The organism is Arthrobacter sp. Y3223151 (assembly GCF_059091125.1).
On sequence record NZ_JBNHGI010000002.1, the window covers coordinates 368,602 to 383,889 of the forward strand.

Sequence of the window (15,288 nt, forward strand, 5' to 3'; positions counted from 1 at the left end):
GCGGGTAAGAAACCAGCCAACCCGCGCACTCCTACCGCAGCACCACGGTGCGGTTTCCGTGCAGGACGACCCGGCCCTCGCAGTGCCACTTGACCGCGTTGGTCAGGGCCTTGCACTCGGTGTCGCGGCCGGCGGCGACCAGGTCCTCCGGCCCGAAGGTGTGGTCGACTTCCACCGTCTGCTGGGCGATGATCGGGCCTTCGTCGAGTTCGGCGTTGACGTAGTGCGCGGTGGCCCCCACGGTTTTCACGCCCTTTTCGTAGGCCTGGTGATAGGGCTTGGCCCCCTTGAAGCTGGGCAGGAAGGAGTGGTGGATGTTGATGGTGCGGCCGGTCAGCTCGCGGCTCAGGTGGTCGCTGAGGACCTGCATGTAGCGGGCCAGCACTACCAGCTCCACGTTGTGGGCATCGATCAGTTGCAGCAGCTCGGCCTCGGCGGCCGGTTTCGTGTCCGGCGTGACCGGCACGTGGTAATACGGGACCTCATGCCATTCCACCAGCCCCTTGTGGTCCAGATGGTTGGACACGACGGCGACAATTTCCACCGGCAGCTCCCCCATCCGGGAGCGGAAGAGCAGGTCGTTCAGGCAGTGCCCGAACTTTGACACCATCACCAGCACCCGCCGCCTGCGGCCCTTGGGTTCCAGCTGCCACGCCATGCCGTACTGCTCGGCCAACGGCGCAAACGCCTCGCGCAGCCGCTCCGTGGAGTTGGCTCCGCCGTTCTCCCCGGCGAAGTCGGTGCGCATGAAGAAATGCCCGGCCCGCCGGTCGTCGAACTGCTTGAGCTCCTGGATGCTCTGGCGGTGCTCGACCAGGAAACCCGAGACCGCGTGGACGATCCCGAGCCGCTCCGGGCAGTCGAGGGTCAGGATGTGCTCGTGGTGGATCGGCATGTTGCTACCCCGTTTTCGGTCTGGCTTGGTGTGGCGGTTTTGACGGACCTGCCGTCCGGGCTGGTTCCGCGCAGGCGGTTCAGCTGCGGCTGTTCAGCATTCGACGACGTTGACGGCCAGCCCGCCGCGCGACGTCTCCTTGTACTTGGACATCATGTCCGCACCGGTATCCCGCATGGTCTTGATGGCCATATCCAGGGACACCCGATGGTCGCCGTCGCCGGCCAGCGCCAGCCGTGCGGCGTTGATCGCCTTGACGCTGGCAATGGCGTTGCGTTCGATGCACGGAATCTGCACCAGCCCGCCCACCGGATCACAGGTCAGCCCCAAATTGTGCTCGATTCCGACCTCGGCGGCGTTTTCCACCTGCTCCGGTGTCCCGCCGAGCACCGCGCACAATGCACCGGCCGCCATCGAACAGGCGGATCCGACCTCGCCCTGGCAACCGACCTCCGCCCCGGAGATCGAGGCGTTGGTCTTGAACAAGATGCCGATGGCTGCCGCGGTGAGCAGAAAATCCACCACCGCATCATCGTCCGCGCCGGGCACGAACCTCATGTAGTAGTGCAGCACGGCGGGCAGGATTCCGGCCGCGCCGTTGGTGGGCGCCGTGACAATCCGCCCGCCGGAGGCGTTTTCCTCGTTAACCGCCAACGCGTACAGGTTCACCCACTCCATCGCCCACAGCGGGTCGGCGTTTGGCGTGCCTTCCGCTGCCAGCGCCGCCTCGGCGGCGCGCAGCCTGCGCCGCAGCCCCGGGGCACGACGGCGGACCAGCAGTGAACCGGGCAGGGTCTCCTCGGTGCGGGTACAGCCGTTTTCCACGCACTCTTGCATCACGGCCCAGATCCGCAGGAGGGCCGCCCGCAGTTCGGCTTCGCTGCGCCAGGTGAGCTCGTTGGCCAGCATCACGCCGGCTATCGACGTTCCGGCCTCGCGGCAGCGGGAAAGCAGTTCCGCGGCACTGGAGAACGGGTACGGGAGCGAGTCGCCGTCCGCGGGAGAGCCCGCCGCACCGGCGTCACGCGCGGTGACACCGCCGCCGCTGTGCTCCCCTGCGTCGGCGTCGCGCGCGGCCTCTTCCGCCGCGCGTTCGGCCTCTTCGGCGGTGACGACGAACCCGCCGCCCACCGAGTAATAGGAGGATGCACGCAGCGGTGAGCCACCGGCGTCGTATGCGGTGAAGGTCATCCCGTTGGGGTGCGCCGGCAGCGAGCGGCGGCGGTGCAGCACCAGGTCCGTCGCGCGGTCGAACGCCACCGGGTGCGTGCCGGCCAAGCGCAGCTTCCGCCCGGCTACCGCCTCCTCCACCTGCGCGTCCGCGGCATCCGGATCAACGGTTTCCGGGTCCTCGCCCTGCAGGCCCAGGATCACGGCCTTGTCCGATCCGTGGCCGGCCCCGGTGGCACCGAGCGAGCCGAACAGCTCCGACTTCACCCGGGCCACCGCCTCCAGCAGCCCGTCGGCCGCCAGCGACTCGGCGAACTGCCGGGCGGCCCGCATGGGCCCCACCGTGTGCGACGACGACGGTCCGATGCCGATCGAGAACAGGTCCAGCGCGCTCAGTGCCATGTCAATCGACCTCGGGCGAGGCGAACTCCGTCATGGCGTCCAGCAGCCAGCGGGCGGTGTAGTCCGCGAACGAGGCCCGCGGCATGATCCGGTAGACCTGGCCGCCGTCCTGCTCCGCGGTCTGCCACAGCAGCACCGGCACCGGGCCCAGCTGAGTGGTGATCGCCGTGCCGGGCCGGAACGCCCGCGGGTGCAGGTCCGCGTGGCAGCCCTTCTCCAGCACCAGCCGGGCCGAGGGTCCGGAAAGTTCCAGCGTGGTGCGGTTCGCGGACAGGTCGACGACGGCGCCCGGCTCACCGCCGAGCGCGTTGGCCAGTTCCGCCGTGGCGTCCGTGCCTTCGGGCCCGACCAGCAGGAACTCGTCCGGCCCCAGCCACAGGATGGCGGTCGTGTCCGCGTCCCCGGAAACCTGGCCGTGTCCGGCCGGCAACGGCAGCCCGGCGGCGGCCTCAAGCGCCTTGGCGCCGGCCGATCCCGGCTCGGCCCGCAGGCCGACCATGTTCAGGAACGGGACTTCCCGCAGGCTGACGCCGCGTTCGCCGGCCACGGCGCCCTGGCTGATTGCCTCGGTCAAATGCGCCAGCGGGCTGCGGCGCAGTGCTGCGATGTTGGTCAAGACCTGTTCAGCCATCACGACGGCTCCCTTCGGGGTCGTAGAGTACGGATTCTGCGATGACGACGTCCACCAGCTGCCCGTTGACGGGTGCCTGCAGCGTCTCGCCGATGCGGTTGCGGCCGTTCTTGATCAGGGCCAGGCCGAAGCTGCGGCCCAGCGCGGCGCTGTGGTAGCTGGAGGTCACGTGCCCCTCCATCGGCACCGGTGCCTCGGCCGGCGCGATCCGGGTGCCCTGGTTGACCAGCTGGGCGCCCTCCGGCAGCCGGAACGACTTGTCCACCGGCAGGACCCCGACCAGCTGCTTGCGGTCCTCGCGCAGGTTGTCCGCGCGGGTGTAGGAACGCTTGCCCACGAAGTCCTTGGCCTTGGAGACCACCCAGTCCATCCCGGCGTCCTGCGGGGTGACCGTGCCGTCCGTGTCCTGGCCGACGATGATGAAGCCCTTCTCGGCGCGCAGCACGTGCATGGTCTCGGTGCCGTACGGGGTGATGTTGAACTCCGCGCCGGCCTCGGCCACGTCTTCCCAAACCTTCAGGCCGAACCAGGAGGACACATTGATCTCGAATGCCAGCTCGCCGGAGAACGAGATCCGGCAGACGCGGGCCGGGATACCGGAGGCCAGCGTGGTCTCCCGAAACGCCATGAACGGGAAGGCGTCGTTGTCCAGGTCCAGCTCGGGCGCCAGCTTGGCGATGACCGCGCGGGACTTCGGGCCCACGACGGCGACCGTGGTGTACTGCTCCGTGACCGAGTTGCACACGACGTCCAGCTCCGGCCATTCGGTCTGCAGCCACTCCTCCAGCCAGTCCAGCACCTTGGCCGCACCGCCGGTCGTGGTCGTCATGAAGTACCGGTCTTCGTCCAGGCGCAGCGTCACGCCGTCGTCGAAGATCATGCCGTCCGGGGTGCACATCAGCCCGTAGCGGCCCAGGCCGGGCTTCAGCTTCTTAAACGCGTTGGTGTACATCCGGTTCAGGAATTCGCCGGCATCCTTGCCGCGGATCTCGATCTTGCCCAGGGTGGTCGCGTCCATGAAGCCGACCGATTCGCGGACGGCGGCGCATTCGCGCAGCACCGCGGCGTCCATGTCCTCCCCCGGCTGCGGGAAGTACCAGGGCCGCTTCCACTGTCCGACGTCCTCGAACAGCGCACCGTGGGCGACGTGCCACCGATGGATCGAGGTCAGCCGCGCCGGGTCGAGCAGCTCCCCTCGCTGCCGGCCGGCCAGTGCGGCGAACGCCACCGGAGTGTAGGGGGCGCGGTAGGCGGTGGTGCCGATGCTGCCGACGTCGGGATTGTTCAGCGCCGCCGCGATGACGCCGATGGCGTTGACCCCGGAGGTCTTGCCCTGGTCGTTGGCGGTGCTGATCGACGTGTAGCGCTTCACATGCTCCACGCTGCGCATTCCGGCGCCGGTCGAACGCAGCACGTCGGCGACCGTCTGGTCGCGCTGGAAGTCCACGAAGTGGTTCTTCCAGCCGGCAGCCTCGCCGTCGAGGGCGGGAACCAGCCACAGCGGCCGAATCGGGGAGACGGTTTCGGCGGCGGCAGCGGGGACCTCCGGGTCCACGCTGAAGCCGGCGCGGGTGGCCGCGGCGGCACCGGCGGCAGCGCCCTCCCGCAGGCTGCCGGCCAGATCCAGGGTGCCGTTGCCGGCGCCGGCGGTCTGCTGGTCCTTGACCGCGTGGCCGGGCACGAAGGCCGCCAGGCCGTCGTTCCAGGCCAGCCGGCGCTCGCGCTGGCTGTGCAGGTGCACCACCGGGCTCCAGCCGCCGGAGACGGCCAACAGGTCCGCCTCGATTGTTTCCGGTTCCCCGGTCAGCTGCCCCTCGGCATCCAAACCGCTGACGACGACGGCGCTGATCCGCCCGCCGTCGTTCCGGCCTTCGGTGTCCACCACGGCGCTGCCGGTGATCAGGCGGGCGCCCGCCGCGCTGGCCGTCTCGGCGGCGTCGCCGCCGATCCCGGGACGTGCGTCCACCACGGCCGCGACGGTGATGCCCGCCGCGCTCAGGTCGGCGACCAGCTGGTACGCCGAGTCGTTGTTGGTGGCAACGACCACCTGGTTGCCGGCGGCCACCGCGTACCGGTTGAGGTAGCTGCGGACGGCGGAGGCCAGCATGATGCCGGGGCGGTCATTGTTCGCGAAGACGATGGGACGTTCGTGCGCGCCGGTGGCGAGCACCACCTGCCTGGCGCGAACGTGCCAGATGCGTTCGCGGGAGACTCCGGCCCCCAGCTCGCCGGCCAGGTGGTCGGTGCGGCGCTGGACGGCCACCACGTAGTTGCTGTCGTAACTGCCGAACGCCGTGGTGCGGGCAAGGTAGGTGAGCTCTTCGGCCGCGGACAACTCGGCGACGGTCCGGTCCACCCACTCCTGCGCGGGCAGGCCGTTTATGGTCTCGCCGCGGCCCGACAGCAGCGAGCCGCCGGCCTCCGGCTGCTCGTCCATCAGGATCACGCGCGCACCGCTCCGGGCTGCCTCGCGGGCCGCGGCGAGGCCGGCCGGTCCGGCGCCGACCACCAGCACGTCGGTGTGCACGTACTTGCGGTCGTAGACCGCCTCATCCGTCCGGGGGTCCAGCTGGCCCAGGCCGCTCAGCAACCTGGCGTCCATCCCGTCCGTCAGCTCCAGGGCCGTAGCCGGCAGCATGGACTCGTCGACGTGCCCGGCGTAGCGGGCACTGACCTTGACCAGGGCGTTGGGCTCTTCCACTCCGGCCGACATGATGCCGCGCGGGCGGCCTAGGTAGAGCGAGTCGCCCACGGTGACCTTGCCGGCCGCGAGCAGCGCGGAGGCCAGCGTGTCCCCGGCGTAGCCGGTGTAGCTGTCGCCGTCGAGCGTGAAGTTCAGCGGCTTGTTCCGGTCGATCCGGGCAGCGGCGCCGGCTGGGGCGGCAAGCCGCCGGGGCTGGTTGGCGATGTTGCCGGTGGCGGTCATTTCGCTCCTCCTTCGGCCGGCTGGGCCTTGGCACCCGCGAGGCTGCCGAGTTCGATCGGTGGTGTCTCGCCGGGCTTGTACACGGCCTTGAATTCGTAGCTGACGGTGTCTCGCACCGCGTTGAACCAGCGCCGGCAGCCGGTGCTGTGCACCCAGCGTTCGGCGAAGAGGCCCTTGGGGTTGGCGCGGTAGAAGAGGAACTTCGCCCATTCCGCGTCGCTCAGCTGGTTCGGGTCCGCCGGGTAGGCCACGTGGGCCTGGCCGCCGTAGTGGTATTCGGTCTCGTCGCGTGGCCCGCACCAGGGGCATTCGATCAGAAGCATCTCGGTCGTCCTTCCTAGTGGGCCACGGCGGCGGCGCCGTGTTCGTCGATGAGGTGTCCGGTCTCGAACCGGTCCAGGGCAAACGGCGCGTTCAGCGGGTGCGGTTCGTCCGTGGCGATGGTGTGGGCGAAGGTGTAGCCGGCGCCCGGCGTTCCCTTGAAGCCGCCGGTTCCCCAGCCGCAGTTCACGTAGAGCTGGTCGATCGGCGTCTTGGACACGATCGGCGAGGCGTCCATCGTGGTGTCGACGATGCCGCCCCAGGTCCGCAGCACGTGGGCGCGGGCGAAGATCGGGAAGAGCTCGACGGCGGCCGCCATCTGTTCCTCGATGACGTGGAAGGCGCCGCGCTGGCCGTAGCCGTTGTAGGTGTCGATGCCCGCGCCCATGACCAGTTCGCCCTTGTGTGCCTGGGAGACGTAGACGTGGACGTGGTTGGACATGACCACCGTGGGGTGGACCGGCTCGTGCAGTTCGGAGACGAGCGCCTGCAGCGGGTGGGACTGGATGGGCAGCTCGAAGCCGGCCAGTTCGGCGAGCACCGAGCTGTGTCCGGCGCCGGCCAGGCCGACCTTGCCGGCGTTGATCCGGCCGCGGCTGGTTTCTACGCCGACCACCCGGTCGCCGTCCTTGAGGAATCCGGTGACCTCGCAGTTCTGGATGATGTCCACGCCCATCTCGTCGCACTTGCGGGCGAAGGCCCAGGCCACGTGGTCGTGCTTGGCGATGCCGGCGCGGGGCTGGTAGGTCGCCCCCATGACCGGGTAGCGGATGTTGTCCCCGGTGTTGATGATGGGGCACAGTTCCTTGACCTGGTCCGGGGTGATCCACTCGGCGTCCACGCCGTTGAGCTGGTTGGCGTTCACCCGGCGGATGCTCTCGCGCACGTCCTGCAGGGTGTGCGCCAGGTTCATCACGCCGCGCTGGGAGAAGAGGAAATCGTATTCCAGTTCCTCCGGCAGTTGCTCCCAGAGTTTGAGCGAGTGCTCGTAGATTCCCGCGCTCTCGTCCCACAGGTAGTTGGAGCGGATGATCGTGGTGTTGCGGGCCATGTTGCCGCCGGCCAGCCAGCCGCGCTCCAGCACCGCGATGTTGGTCATGCCGTGGTTCTTGGCCAGATAGTAGGCGGTGGCCAGGCCGTGGCCGCCGCCGCCGACGATCACGGCGTCGTACGAGGATTTCGGCTCCGGATTCCGCCAGAGGAAGTCCGGGTGCTCGGGCAGCAGATCGGCCATTATTCGGCTCCGTTCGGCTCGGCGTTCAGGTTGGGGTACAGCGGGAACTTCTCCGCCAGCAGGGCCACGCGGCCGCGCAGCTCGGTGAGCAGCTCCGCGTCTGGTGCACGGGTCAGTGCGGCGGCAATGATGTCTGCCACCTCGGTGAATTCGGCGGCGCCGAAGCCGCGGGTGGCCAAGGCAGGGGTTCCGATCCGCAGGCCGGAGGAGACCATCGGCGGGCGAGGATCGAACGGAACGGCGTTGCGGTTGACTGTGATGCCGATGGAGTGCAGCCGGTCCTCGGCCTGCTGGCCGTCCAGGTCCGAGTTGCGCAGGTCCACCAAGACCAGGTGCACGTCGGTGCCGCCGCTGACCAGGCTGATGCCGGCGGCCGCAACGTCGTCGGCCAGCAGCCGCTGGGCCAGAAGCTGCGAGCCCTCGAGGGTCCGTTGCTGGCGGTCCGCGAACTCGTCGGAGGCGGCAAACTTGAAGGCCACCGCCTTGGCGGCCACCACGTGCTCCAAGGGGCCGCCCTGCTGACCGGGGAACACCGCGGAGTTGATCTTCTTGGCCAGCTCCTGCTTGGACAGGATCACGCCACCGCGCGGCCCGCCGAGCGTCTTGTGCGTGGTGGTGGTGACGACGTCGGCGTACGGCACCGGGTTCGGGTGCAGCCCGGCGGCCACCAGGCCGGCGAAGTGCGCCATGTCCACCATCAGGTACGCGCCGACCTTGTCAGCGATGCGGCGGAACTCCGCGAAGTCCAGCTGGCGGGTGTAGGCGGACCAGCCGGCCACAATCAGTTTGGGCTTGTGCTCGACGGCGAGGCGTTCCAGCTCTGCCATGTCGATCCTGTGGTCGGACTCGGAGACCCCGTAGGGCACGACGTTGTAGAGCTTGCCGGAGAAGTTGATCTTCATGCCGTGGGTCAGATGCCCGCCGTGGGCCAGGTTCAGGCCCAGGATGGTGTCGCCCGGGGTCAGCAGCGCGAACATGGCCGCTGCGTTGGCCTGGGCACCCGAGTGCGGCTGGACGTTGGCGGCTTCGGCGCCGAACAGTGCCTTCACCCGGTCGATGGCCAGCTGCTCGATCACGTCCACGTGCTCGCAGCCGCCGTAGTAGCGCCGGCCCGGGTAGCCCTCGGCGTACTTGTTGGTCAGCACCGAGCCCTGGGCCTCCATCACCGCGGTGGGGGCGAAGTTTTCCGACGCGATCATCTCCAGCGTGGACTGCTGGCGTTCCAGCTCCCGTGCAATGGCACCGGCGACCTCGGGATCGGCCGCAGCCAATCCGGTTGTCAGGGTGTTCACCATCCGACTTCTCCTTCGAAGAACCTGGTCAACCAAACAACTAATGTTTGACTGATATATCAGAACTGATTGCCATAGTATGGTGGAGATCACACCCTGTCAAGAGGTCCTTCCGGCATCGAATTCCCGGCCGGCAGGACCCCGATCAGATCAGCGGACCATTAGGAGCATCATGAGCATCACCGCGGAAACCGATGCCGGGACCGAGCCGCTGTCGCTGGCCGAGCAGGCCTACCGGGCGCTGCGGGACAAGCTGATCATGTTGGATATCCGCCCCGGCGCACCCATCAATGACGGGCAGCTGGCGGCGGAACTCGGCTTTGGCCGCACCCCGGTGCGCGAGGCCCTGAAAAAACTGGAGATCGACCACCTGGTGGTCTCCTATCCGCGCCGCGGGACCTTCGCGACCATCGTGGACATCACCGAGCTGGCCGCCGTGTCGGAACTGCGCCGCGTGCTGGAACCCCTGGCGGCCCGCAAGGCCGCGGAGTCGGCCGGGGAGGCCATGCGCGCGGAACTGTCGCAGCTGGCGCGGGACATCGGGAAGCTCGACGACGACCGGCCCGACAAACACGACCTGATGCGTTATGACCTCAGCGTGCACCGGGCCATCTATCGCGCCGCGGGCAACCCCTACCTCGAGGACACCCTGATCAGGCTGGACAACCTGGCCACCCGCATCTGGTGCCTCGTGCTGGATAAGGTGCCGTCTGTCGCGGGCCACATCACCGAGCACGTGGAACTGCTGGACTCAATTGTCGACGGCGACGCGGACCACGCCGCCGGCCTGGCCCTCGAGCACATCATCGGCTTCGAAAAGGCCATCCGCGCGGTGTTGTAGCGCGGACGGCGCCCTTGGCGGAGCCGCTCAGCTGCCGATGTCGGCGGGCGAGGGGTTCTTGGCCAAGCGGACCGCCAGGTTGAGTCCGGACATCTTGGGCGTGCCCCGGGGGTCCTCGCCGATGAGATCAAAAATCTTGCGCAGCCGCTTATGCAGCGTTTGGCGTTCCACGAAAAGGATCCGCGCAGTCTCTGCGGAATTGCAGCCACTCATGAGCCAGGCGTCGAGGGTGTCCAGCAGCCGCGTCCCCCGCCTCCGGTCGTAGTCCATCAGCTCGCCGAGCAGTTCCTGGGTGATTCGTCCGGCGACCGGTCCGGAGAGCTCGCGGGCCGCCAGCCGCTCCAGGACAAAATCCTCGCAGTCTCGGATGTTGCTTTCCAAGTCGTCGGGAGCCCCCACCGACTGGGTCAGCCTGGCCTCGACCAGGGACGAGTGGGCGTGCAACGGCGTGGCAACCGTCGGCCCGATGGCACCCGCCACCGCCAGGCCGCGGAAGTCCTCCCGCAACCCGGCCAGGATTTCCCGCCGCTCCTGGCGCGTGCCGCTGATGCTGAGCTGGACCAAGGCGCACAGGCTCTCGCCGTCCAGATAGGTCCGGGCGTCCGGACACCGGTTCTTGAGAATCCTCTCCGCCACTCCGCGGACGCTGGTCAGCCCTATCCGGCGAAACACCATGACGAAGGCCGGCTGCACGGTCGACAGGCCCGCGGCGGTGCACAACTCATGGATTTGGGATGCGCCGGCGCCGCTGACGACGGCCCGCATCAGGGCGGTGTGGGCAATCTGCTGCGCCGTCGGCCTGTGCTGCTGCGACACGGCGAGCGCCAGGATGCCGCCGATCCGCTCCCCCACCGTCTTCAGCAACTCCGGGGCAACATCCCGGCGGCTTTGAAGCCGCAGGCGCGCCGACACCAGGCTGCCAACGAAAATGTCCGATTCCACATTCACGGAGGTGGGATCGGGCGGGAAGCCGCCGGCAAACTCCAAGACGGTCCCGCTGGGGTCCAGCAGCGCCGCCTCGATCCGCAGCGCCTGCGAGACAATCTCGATCAGGGGGCTCAGTGCCGGACCGGAAGAAGCCAGGTGTTCCGCCAAGCGCTGCGAGATGGAATCGGCGGTTTGCAGGGCCGTGACATGTTCGGACACGACTTTCCGGTTGACTTCTTCCGCAATCTCCACGAACGGGACCACCCGCCGCAGCTCGATCAGCGGCAGCCCAGCCTCTTCGGCTGCCTCCACAAGCTCGGCCGAGAGGGAGCGGCCGGAGCCCGCGGTCTGGATCGCCAAGGCGGTCACATGCCGGGCCGCCAGGCTGCGGATGTACTCGTGCTGGGCGGCGGGCCGGAGGTTCAACAACGCGTCCCCGCCGCTCAGCAGCAGCTCCTGGCCGCGCAGCAGCGGCGCTATCTCCAGCACTTCGCTCGAATGGACCCACCTGACCTTGCCGGCGGGAATCTGGCGTTTACCCGCCCGCACCAGCGGACTGGCGCGCTGCATCAGTTCAAGTCCAAGCACATCCGACAACATCACGACCATGGATAATCCCGCCTCTGAGCAGCCCGACCGACGCCGGGGTGACAGTCCGTCACCTGCCGTGCCTCCAAGTGGTTACGGTCCGAATATACGCTGTGAGCTGCATCACCTCCTAGTCTGGGTGAAGTCCAGCTCCGCCTCGCGTTGCAATCGTCAGGAGACCGCCATGAGCCAGAGATCCGCCACGAAATCCGAACAGGCCACCCAACACGTAGAAGACATCCTGCAGCCGGTTCCCGAATCGGCCCGCACCACAAAGCTGTCCGGCCAGTTCTGGATTTGGGCGGGCGCCAACGTCGCCCCGATCAACTGGATCCTGGGAGCCCTGGGCATCCACCTCGGCCTCGGCCTGGCCGATACGCTGACGGTCCTGATTGCAGGGAACGTCATCGGCATGCTGGGGTTTGGCTTCTTCGTCCTGCTGGGACAACGCACCGGCGCCACCGGGATGCTTTTGGCCCGCGGGGCCTTCGGGCGGCGCGGCGCCTATCTGCCCGCGGCGATCCAGGCCGTGATCGCCATCGGCTGGTCCGCCGTCAACACCTGGGTGATCCTGGATCTGGTCATGGCCCTGTTCGGCATGATCGGCTGGGTCGACCCCAATCTGACGAACATGGGCTGGCGCATCGCCACGGCGGCCGTGATCATGGGGATTCAGGTCGCCATTTGTTACCGCGGCTACCGCGCGATCGCCCGGTTCGAGCGCATCACGATGCCGCCCACGGTGCTGGTGCTGATCGCCATGTCGATCGTGGCCTGGACGCAGCTCGATATCGACTGGACCTACCAGGGCCCGGTCGGCGAGGTACTCACCGGGATGCCGCGGATCGCGGCGATGTCCTCCATCATGACCGCCATCGGCATCGGCTGGGGCATCGGCTGGTTCACCTACGCCCCCGACTATTCCCGCTTCGTCAGCAAGAAGATCAAGCCGTCCAAGCTGTACATGGCCAGCGTTTTGGGCCAGTTCCTTCCCGTCGTCTGGCTCGGCGTCCTGGGCGCCAGCCTGGCCACAAAGAACGGCACCGCTGATCCGGGCCAGCTCATCGTCGAAAGCTACGGCGCCTTTGCCATTCCGGTCATCCTGCTGGTCATCCATGGCCCCATCGCCACGAACATCATCAACATGTACACCTTCAGTGTCGCCACGCAGGCGCTGGACATCCAGGTGTCGCGCAAGAAGCTGTCGATCCTGGTGGGTTGCCTGGCCATGGCCGCGGTCATCGGTTTCATGTTCGCGACGGACTTTGCCCACCTCCTGCACAACTGGATCATCTCCATCGCAGCGTGGGTCGCCACATGGGGCGGGATCATGGCCGTGCACTACTACGTCTTCGAGCGCCGCCACAAGAACTACAGCTATCTGTTCCGCTCACTCGGTGACACCCAGCTCAAGGCCTTCAATCCGGCAGCCTTTATTGCCTTCTTCGCCGGCATCTTCATGACCTGGATGTGCATGTACGGCTCGGTGCCCATCCTCCAGGGCCCCCTGGCGCGGGCCGTCGGCGGCGTCGACTTCTCCTGGCTGGGCGGCACGCTGACCGCCGCCACCGTCTACTTCGTCCTCGGCTACCCCCGGTTCCGCTCACGGATAGCCGCCGGCGTTCCCCTCGGCCTCAAGCAGGACAGCTCCGACGAGGAGTTCCTTAAGAACCACGGCAGCTGCGAAACAGCCTTGAGCGACTCCGACGAGACCGTCGAGACCGACACTCCCCCCGCTCCCGACAACCGGGCGGCTACCCCCACCACCTAGCCGCCGCCGTGGACCCGCAGCAACGTGTCCACACCACAACGTCCCACGTACGACCGCACTAAGGAGTATCCATGACCATCGCCCCCAGCTCAGCCAACAGCGTTTCCGAACTCGAGCGACTGAAGGTCCTGCACAACGGAGAAAAACAGCAACTGACCTTCTCCGATGCGGAGTTCGAACGTCGCCTGACCGGCCTGCGCTCCATCATGGCCGCCAAGGAGCTCGACGCGGTCATCCTGACCAGCTACCACGGCATCAAGTACTACTCGGACTTCCTGTACACGACGTTTGGCCGCAACTACGCCCTGGTAGTCACCGCGGACGACTCGGTCACGGTCACCGCCAACATCGACGCCGGCATGCCGTGGCGTACCAGCTACGGCGAGAACATCGTCTACACGGACTGGAAGCGCGACAACTTCTACTTCGGCCTCCAGGAGGCCCTGCGCCAGCGCGGCGTCAGCGCCCGCCGCCTCGGCGTGGAGGACGACGCCCTGCCGTTGATGACCCGTCAGCGCATCCAGGCCGCCTTCGACGGCGCCGAACTGCTCGACGTCTCCCAGGACGCGATGCGGCAGCGGATGATCAAGTCGGCCGAGGAAATCGAGGTCATCAAGCACGGCGCCCGCATCGGCGACCTGGGCGGCGAGGCCATCAAGGCCGCCATCCGCGAAGGCATCAGCGAGTACGAGGTGGCGCTGATCGGCACCGAGGCCATGGTCCACGAAATCGCCCGCACCTTCCCCCACCGGGAGGTCCGCGACACCTGGGTCTGGTTCCAGTCCGGCATCAACACCGACGGCGCCCACAACTGGGCCACCACCCGCAAGCTGCAGCGCGGTGACATCCTCTCCCTGAACTGCTTCCCGATGACCTCCGGTTATTACACGGCGCTGGAGCGGACCCTGTTCCTGGGCGAGCCGGACGAGCGCTCGCTCGAACTGTGGAACATCAACGTGGAGGTCCACCGCCGCGGGCTGGAACTGATCAAGCCCGGCGCCGTCTGCAAGGACATCGCCGCCGAGCTGAACGAGATCTACATCGGCCACGGGCTGCTGGCTAACCGCACCTTCGGGTACGGCCACTCGTTCGGTGTCCTCTCGCACTACTACGGACGCGAGGCCGGCCTGGAACTGCGCGAGGACATCGACACCGTCCTGGAACCGGGCATGGTCGTTTCCATGGAGCCGATGATCACCGTCGCCGACGGCGAACCCGGCGCCGGCGGCTACCGCGAACACGACATCCTCGTCATCGGCGAAGACAGCGTGGAAAACATCACCAAGTTTGGTTTCGGTCCGGAGCACAACATCATCCAGGCCTGACCAGACCTGCCGGGGGCGGGGCCGTCCGGTCCCGCCCCCGGCAGCACCACCTTAAATCCACCGCCCATCGCGCATGAGCCGCACAACGATCGTTTGGAGCAAGCATGCCTGCCAGCGTGTACATGGAAGAACTCGACGCCTTTACCTATCGGGAACGCATCGCCGAAGACAACGCCGCCGTGCTGATCCCGGTCGGCTCCATTGAGCAGCACGGACCGCATATGCCGCTCAACGTCGATGTTCTGCTATCTACGGCATTGGCCGGCGCGACGGCGTCGTCCATCGGTGGTGTTGTCGCCGCTCCCGTCGTCTACGGGTACAAGTCCCAGCAACGCTCCGGCGGCGGCAACCACCTCCCCGGCACCACCAGCCTCGACGCGGCGACGGTCATTTCCATCGCCAAGACGCTGACCTTGGAATTCGCCCGGCACGGCGCACGGAACATTGCCTTTATTAACGGCCATTTCGAGAACTACCAGTTCCTGTACGAAGGCGTCGACCTGGCGCTCCGCGAACTGCACCAAAGCGGCGTCCAGGACGTCAAGGTGGTGCTGCTCTCCTACTGGGACTTCGTTGACGAGCGGACCATCAGCGAGCTGTACCCGGACGGCTTCACCGGCTGGGACCTGGAGCACGGCGGCGTGCTGGAAACCTCGCTCATGCTTCACCTCTACCCGGAGCGCGTCCGCATGGACAAGGTCGTCGACGCTCCCCCCGCCGTCCTGCCGAACTACGATGTCCTGCCCGTCAACCCCGACCTGACACCGGCCTCCGGCTGCCTGTCCTCGGCAGCCGACGCGACCGCTGCCAAGGGCAGAATCCTCCTCGAACGGGCATCGGCCGGCATGGCTGCGGCGCTGTCCCGCGAGTTCTCTCCCACCGCCCGGCACGTCGGCGCCGCCAGCCCCGAATCCGTCCCGGCACTGTAGGACCACGCCCATCGTGCGCGTCTGCACGCCTACCCT

General features: G+C 67.6%; 12 protein-coding genes. 4 read left to right on the top strand and 8 right to left on the bottom strand.

Annotated elements, in window-relative coordinates; all coding sequences use genetic code 11:
* Positions 1-31: 31 nt before the first annotated feature.
* From purU to glyA, 7 genes are all read right to left on the bottom strand, one after another.
* Entirely contained in the window at positions 32-895 is an 864-nt protein-coding gene (purU, locus tag AC5RUP_RS05520) for a formyltetrahydrofolate deformylase (protein WP_494154716.1), read from the bottom strand.
* Between the two features lie 93 nt (positions 896-988).
* The gene (locus tag AC5RUP_RS05525; protein WP_494158349.1) at positions 989-2,467 is read right to left on the bottom strand and encodes an L-serine ammonia-lyase; all 1,479 of its coding nucleotides are present in this window, start codon (positions 2,465-2,467) and stop codon (positions 989-991) included.
* Between the two features lies 1 nt (position 2,468).
* On the bottom strand, positions 2,469-3,098 hold the full coding sequence (locus AC5RUP_RS05530) for a sarcosine oxidase subunit gamma (RefSeq protein ID WP_494158350.1): 630 nt from the start codon (positions 3,096-3,098) through the stop codon (positions 2,469-2,471).
* The gene (locus AC5RUP_RS05535; protein WP_494158351.1) at positions 3,091-6,024 is read right to left on the bottom strand and encodes a sarcosine oxidase subunit alpha family protein; all 2,934 of its coding nucleotides are present in this window, start codon (positions 6,022-6,024) and stop codon (positions 3,091-3,093) included. Before AC5RUP_RS05535 ends, AC5RUP_RS05530 begins: the two co-directional genes overlap by 8 nt.
* Complete coding sequence (locus tag AC5RUP_RS05540; protein ID WP_494069402.1) at positions 6,021-6,347, bottom strand: sarcosine oxidase subunit delta; 327 nt, start codon at positions 6,345-6,347, stop codon at positions 6,021-6,023. Before AC5RUP_RS05540 ends, AC5RUP_RS05535 begins: the two co-directional genes overlap by 4 nt.
* Positions 6,348-6,361: 14 nt before the next feature.
* On the bottom strand, positions 6,362-7,579 hold the full coding sequence (locus AC5RUP_RS05545; protein ID WP_494091884.1) for a sarcosine oxidase subunit beta family protein: 1,218 nt from the start codon (positions 7,577-7,579) through the stop codon (positions 6,362-6,364).
* Positions 7,579-8,871 carry a serine hydroxymethyltransferase gene (gene glyA, locus AC5RUP_RS05550; RefSeq protein WP_494158352.1) on the bottom strand — a complete coding sequence of 431 codons (1,293 nt, stop codon included), beginning with the start codon at positions 8,869-8,871 and terminating at the stop codon, positions 7,579-7,581. The genes AC5RUP_RS05545 and glyA overlap by 1 nt, the downstream gene beginning before the upstream one ends.
* 172 nt (positions 8,872-9,043) lie before the next feature.
* On the opposite strand from glyA, the gene AC5RUP_RS05555 reads away from it, so the two are divergent.
* Positions 9,044-9,712, top strand: coding sequence for a GntR family transcriptional regulator (locus AC5RUP_RS05555; protein WP_494133654.1), 669 nt, complete (start codon positions 9,044-9,046; stop codon positions 9,710-9,712).
* Positions 9,713-9,739: 27 nt separating this feature from the next.
* Here AC5RUP_RS05555 and AC5RUP_RS05560 read toward each other — a convergent pair whose 3' ends face one another.
* Positions 9,740-11,248 carry a PucR family transcriptional regulator gene (locus tag AC5RUP_RS05560; protein ID WP_494153692.1) on the bottom strand — a complete coding sequence of 503 codons (1,509 nt, stop codon included), beginning with the start codon at positions 11,246-11,248 and terminating at the stop codon, positions 9,740-9,742.
* A 163-nt stretch (positions 11,249-11,411) separates the two neighbouring features.
* Here AC5RUP_RS05560 and AC5RUP_RS05565 point away from each other — a divergent pair, with 163 nt between their 5' ends.
* The 3 genes from AC5RUP_RS05565 (at position 11,412) to AC5RUP_RS05575 (ending at position 15,252) form a co-directional block, all read left to right on the top strand.
* A complete protein-coding gene (locus AC5RUP_RS05565; protein ID WP_494153691.1) occupies positions 11,412-12,998 on the top strand; it encodes a purine-cytosine permease family protein in 1,587 nt (528 codons plus the stop codon).
* A 71-nt stretch (positions 12,999-13,069) separates the two neighbouring features.
* A complete protein-coding gene (locus AC5RUP_RS05570; protein ID WP_494133657.1) occupies positions 13,070-14,323 on the top strand; it encodes a M24 family metallopeptidase in 1,254 nt (417 codons plus the stop codon).
* 104 nt (positions 14,324-14,427) lie between these two features.
* Complete coding sequence (locus tag AC5RUP_RS05575) at positions 14,428-15,252, top strand: creatininase (RefSeq protein ID WP_494153690.1); 825 nt, start codon at positions 14,428-14,430, stop codon at positions 15,250-15,252.
* Positions 15,253-15,288: the final 36 nt, after the last annotated feature.

Excerpts from the sequence above, each read along its gene's own strand:
- AC5RUP_RS05560 (WP_494153692.1), bottom strand. The coding sequence starts at position 11,248 with ATGGTCGTGATGTTGTCGGATGTGCTTGGACTTGAACTGATGCAGCGC.
- AC5RUP_RS05575 (WP_494153690.1), top strand. The coding sequence starts at position 14,428 with ATGCCTGCCAGCGTGTACATGGAAGAACTCGACGCCTTTACCTATCGG.
- AC5RUP_RS05530 (WP_494158350.1), bottom strand. The coding sequence starts at position 3,098 with ATGGCTGAACAGGTCTTGACCAACATCGCAGCACTGCGCCGCAGCCCG.
- AC5RUP_RS05545 (WP_494091884.1), bottom strand. The coding sequence starts at position 7,579 with ATGGCCGATCTGCTGCCCGAGCACCCGGACTTCCTCTGGCGGAATCCG.
- AC5RUP_RS05555 (WP_494133654.1), top strand. The coding sequence starts at position 9,044 with ATGAGCATCACCGCGGAAACCGATGCCGGGACCGAGCCGCTGTCGCTG.
- purU (WP_494154716.1), bottom strand. The coding sequence starts at position 895 with ATGCCGATCCACCACGAGCACATCCTGACCCTCGACTGCCCGGAGCGG.
- AC5RUP_RS05525 (WP_494158349.1), bottom strand. The coding sequence starts at position 2,467 with ATGGCACTGAGCGCGCTGGACCTGTTCTCGATCGGCATCGGACCGTCG.
- AC5RUP_RS05565 (WP_494153691.1), top strand. The coding sequence starts at position 11,412 with ATGAGCCAGAGATCCGCCACGAAATCCGAACAGGCCACCCAACACGTA.
- AC5RUP_RS05570 (WP_494133657.1), top strand. The coding sequence starts at position 13,070 with ATGACCATCGCCCCCAGCTCAGCCAACAGCGTTTCCGAACTCGAGCGA.
- AC5RUP_RS05535 (WP_494158351.1), bottom strand. The coding sequence starts at position 6,024 with ATGACCGCCACCGGCAACATCGCCAACCAGCCCCGGCGGCTTGCCGCC.
- AC5RUP_RS05540 (WP_494069402.1), bottom strand. The coding sequence starts at position 6,347 with ATGCTTCTGATCGAATGCCCCTGGTGCGGGCCACGCGACGAGACCGAA.